Annotated in this window: 4 protein-coding genes; 1 reads left to right on the plus strand and 3 read right to left on the minus strand. The window is 60.0% G+C overall.

Annotated features, from left to right (window positions below):
* Nucleotides 1-334, minus strand: a 334-nt coding sequence (locus tag AC1DLB_RS22870; protein WP_477785689.1) for a glutathione S-transferase family protein, incomplete at its 3' end; no start/stop codon positions are given.
* Nucleotides 335-619: 285 nt separating this feature from the next.
* Here AC1DLB_RS22870 and AC1DLB_RS22875 point away from each other — a divergent pair.
* Entirely contained in the window at nt 620-1,540 is a 921-nt protein-coding gene (locus AC1DLB_RS22875; RefSeq protein WP_192350360.1) for an alpha/beta fold hydrolase, read from the plus strand.
* Here the strand turns inward: AC1DLB_RS22875 and AC1DLB_RS22880 are convergent.
* Together AC1DLB_RS22880 and AC1DLB_RS22885 are read right to left on the minus strand one after the other, a co-directional pair.
* On the minus strand, nt 1,517-1,981 hold the full coding sequence (locus AC1DLB_RS22880) for a response regulator (protein ID WP_018928998.1): 465 nt from the start codon (nt 1,979-1,981) through the stop codon (nt 1,517-1,519). The genes AC1DLB_RS22875 and AC1DLB_RS22880 overlap by 24 nt on opposite strands.
* Nucleotides 1,978-4,305, minus strand: a complete 2,328-nt coding sequence (locus AC1DLB_RS22885; RefSeq protein WP_477743180.1) for an ATP-binding protein — start codon at nt 4,303-4,305, stop codon at nt 1,978-1,980. The genes AC1DLB_RS22880 and AC1DLB_RS22885 overlap by 4 nt, the downstream gene beginning before the upstream one ends.
* Nucleotides 4,306-4,308: the final 3 nt, after the last annotated feature.

The following is a 4,308-nucleotide window of genomic DNA, read 5'->3' on the forward strand; positions in this document are numbered from 1 at the left end:
GGACCGGCGTTTGTAGATAATTGTCGAAAAACCGGTCCCATAAGCGCACCTCCAACGCGGTCTCCCAATCGTCCGGAACCAGGCGCTGTTCACCTGGATACAGGCGATCCAGGTACTCGATGATGACGCTGGACTCCGGCAGATTACGTTGACGAGCATGATCGCGAAGTACCGGGAATTTTCCGATTGGCCACAATGCCTGAAGCTCTGCGCGGTCGGCGGCGTCCGTGAGATCGATGATTCTTCTGTCGAACTCGATGCCGTTTTCGTAAAGCGCGATGAGCACTTTGTGGCAGTACGACGACAGCGGATGGTAGTAAAGCGTTAGCGACATTTTTCAACTCCTTGTTGGGCAGATGAAAAGGGTGGGGCAATCAACAAGCATAGGCTGATGCCGGCGAAGCGTCTGGGCAGATGCTTTCGAGCTTGTGAGCTTGCACACGGGAGAATTCCTGCTTAACTGGAAACCGCTGGTCGGGTTGTGACTCATTGGTCATGGCGTTCATCTCAGCGCCCTTGTACCGTTGTCGCTGGTTTGTGCTGTCAGGCTTGTCCGGAGGAAGCCGGACAGTCGACCACGCTGTGTGTCTGGTCCAATTTGTTCAAGGAATAGAATGAAATGATGCCGAAAACTGCCATCGTCGAGATTGGTAAAAAGTACAAGGTTTATACCGAGCACTATCTCAACGCCGCTGCTGACAAGACGATCATTCTGGTCAATGGCTCGCTGGCAACGACCGCATCCTTTGCGCAAACGGTGCGTTACCTGCGGCCACGCTTCAATGTGGTCCTCTACGATCAGCCCTACGCCGGTCAATCGAAACAACACAACCGGCATGACCAACCGATCCGCAAGGAAGACGAGGCCGAAATACTGCTGGAGTTGATCGAGCACTTTCGCGCCCAGCATGTGCTGTCCTTTTCCTGGGGTGGCGCGGCGACCTTAGTAGCGCTGGCCCAGCGGCCCCGCCGGATCGAAAAGGCGGTGATCAGTTCATTCGCCGCGCGGATCAACACACCGATGCGTGAGTATCTGGAGAGCGGGCGGCACTTTCTCCATGCCTGCGATCGACGCAACGTCGGGCGTTTGATCAACAGCACGATCGGCAAACACCTGCCGTCGCTGTTCAAGCGTTTCAATGAGCGCCATGTCAGCAGCCTGGACGAACACGAATACCGGCAGATGCATTTTCACGTCAATGAGGTGTTGACCCAGGACACTCACTGCTACGTGTCTTGTGCCGATGCCATCGAAGTCCCGCTGCTGTTTATCAACGGTGAATGGGACGAGTACACCTCGGTGGAAGACGCCCGTCTGTTTGCGGCGCATACCCCCAAGGCGCAGTTTCAGACCATCGAGAACACCGGGCATTTCCTCGACATGGAACACCCCACGGCCTGGCATGACACGCAGCGAGCCTTGCTGGGCTTTCTGCAGCCGCCAGTCGTGAAGACGCCAAGCCAGCCACGCAATCCGGCTTTCAGCGGCAAATCGTCAGTGATTCCGCCCCTGCAATCAGCTAACTGGCTGCGGCCTTAACTGACGCAGCAACTCGATTTGATCCGCAGGGACCAGCGTGCGCAGGGCTTTATACAGTGCGCGGGTCTCTAGCAGGTTCCAGACCCGCAGCATGGTTTCCAGGGCGTCCAATGGCTTGCTGATGAAGTCCTTGGCGCCCAGGGCCAGCGCGCGCAGGCGGGTATCGCGGGTGGCGTCGGCGGTGAGCACGAGGATCGGCAGGTATTCRCCGGCCGGAATGCGCCGGTTGAGCTGTTCGAGCACGGCAAAGCCGTCGAACTCCGGCATGTGCAGGTCGAGAATCACCAGGTCCGGCTCGAAGCTGTTGAACAGGTCCAGGGTTCGCAGCGGCTGGGTGCTGCTCAGTACATTGGTCAGGCCTTCGCGGACCAGCAACTGCTCCATCAAATCGAGGTTGGGTCGTTGGTCGTCGATGATCAGAATGCGCAGGTCGGTGTTCACACGGGCTCCGGTAGGTGCTGGTCAAGATGGGCGAGGAATGAAGGAATATGAATCGGCTTGGTCAGCACCGCGGTCGCTCCTGCTTCCAGCAAGGCCTGGTGAGTGAGGTCGCTGGCATCGGCGGTGATCATCAGCACGGGCGTGGCGCGGGTGCTGGAGGACAGACGCAAGCGCTGCAGAACGTTGAAACCGTCAAGATCCGGCAGCGCCACATCCAGCAAAATCAGCTGCGGCGCATGTTGCCGGGCCAGGTCCAGGCCCATTTGCCCCTGCATGCTTGAGAGCAACTGGATGTGTGGCCGTCGCTGCAGCAGGGTTTCGATCAGGGCCAGGCTCGACAGATTGTCTTCGATGCACAGCACTTTGCCCTGGTAATCGGGGGCGGCGAGGGCGGGCGTTGCGGTTGGCGGGCTGATCAGTGCCGCTGGTGGCTCAGTGGTTGACGGCAATCGCTCGAAGGGTAGCTCCAGGGTGAAACTGGAGCCGTTGCCGGGTTGGCTTTTGACGGTCAGGCTGCCGTTCATCATTTCCAGAAGACTTTTGCTCAACGCCAGGCCGAGGCCCGTGCCTTCAACGTTCGGGTCGGTCTCCAGGCGTTCGAACGGCTTGAACAGTTGGTCCTGCCGATCAGCTGCAATGCCCTTGCCGGTATCGCAGACCGATACTGCAATTCGTTGTTGATGAACCCTGACCTCAATGTGCACCTGACCCTGGGGCCGGTTGTATTTGATCGCGTTGGACAACAGGTTCAGCAGCACCTGAACCAGCCGTTGCCGATCGGCGACGATCCCGCTGTCGGCGGCCAGCATCGGCAGTTCCACCAGTTGAATGCCGGCGTCGCAGGCCATGGGCGACACCAGCGTCAGGGCTTCTTGCAGCACCACCGCCAGGGGCACAGCCTCAACGTTGAGCGGCAGCCGCCCGGCTTCGATCTTGGCGATGTCCAGCACTTCGTTGATCAGGGTCAGCAGGTGTTGCCCGGCCCGCAGGATGTGACCGATCTGCGCCCGCTGCCCTTTGGGCGAATCCATATCCAGCAGTTGCGCGAAGCCGAGAATCGAGTTGAGCGGAGTACGCAGTTCGTGGCTCATGCGCGACAGAAACTCGCTTTTGGCGCGGCTGGCGCGTTCCGCTTCTTCCCGCGCAGTACTTAGCGCGATCTCGGCAACACGGCGATCGGTGATGTCGCGGGTGATCTTGGAGAACCCGCGCAGGGCGCCACTGCTGTCGTACTGGGCGGTAATCACCACACTGGCCCAGAAGCGGCTGCCATCCTTGCGGCAACGCCAGGCCTCCTCCATGTAATGACCATTGCGTGTGGCCTCGCGCAGCGCCATGTCGGGATGCTGCGGACATTCTTGCGGCAGATAAAACACCGAGAAATGCTGGCCGACGATCTCCTGTTCGGTGTAGCCCTTGATCCGTTCGGCGCCGGCATTCCAACTGGTGACGAAGCCGCGTGTGTCGAGGGCGAAGATACCGTAGTCCTTCACCCCGTCGATGATCAGCCGCAAGCGTTCTTCGTTGTCGCGCAAGGCTCGTTCGCGTTCGGCCAGTAACAGCCCGGCCTCGACCAGGCGCGTGCCCAATTGACCGATCTCATCGTTCTCCGGCGGTTGCGGCAATAACGGCTGACCGAGTGCCAGCCGTTGGGCGTTACGCTGAACCTGCTGCACCCGGGCGACGATGCCTTTGGACAGAAACAGCACCGCGACAATGGCGCCGAACAACCCGCAAACAGCGGCCAGCAAGGTGGAGAACAACAGGCGCTGTCGAGTGGAGGCCGCCGCTGCGGTGCGCTCGGCCAGCAGGGTGTCCTCAAGCGTGCGCATGGCGCTGATGCGTTCGCGTAATTCGTCGAGGACATGTTTGTTGTTGATCAGGATCGTGGTGATAGACTCTGGGGTTGCGTTGCGATCATCGAGCAGTTCAACCAGACCTTCGACCTTGGTGTCGATCAGCGGCGTGATCGCCTCCAGATGTTTACGCACCCGCTGATCGCGAACGTTGCGGTCGAGCCGCTGCAGGGCCGATTCGATCAAGGGCTTGGCTTGCCGGTAACCTGGCAGGAAATCCTCGCGATGGGTCAGCAGATAGCCGCGCACGCTGGCGGCGGCCTCGGCGAGCAGGGTGTGCACCGCCTGAATATCGCCTTGCACCAGCAGCACGCGGCGCACGTCTTCTTCCGCGCGCGCGGTCTGCCGTTCGGTGGTGTAGATCAGCACCAGCGAGAGCAACAGAATCACCAACGGCAGGGAAATCACCACGAGGGCTTTGCCGCGTAACGGCAGATCGGCCCAGCGGCGGGCGTTTGACGCTTTCATGAC

Source organism: Pseudomonas sp. 05N434 (genome assembly GCF_056396965.1).

Coding starts and splice junctions, on each gene's coding strand:
- AC1DLB_RS22875 (WP_192350360.1), top strand. CDS start 620: ATGATGCCGAAAACTGCCATCGTCGAGATTGGTAAAAAGTACAAGGTT.
- AC1DLB_RS22885 (WP_477743180.1), bottom strand. CDS start 4,305: ATGAAAGCGTCAAACGCCCGCCGCTGGGCCGATCTGCCGTTACGCGGC.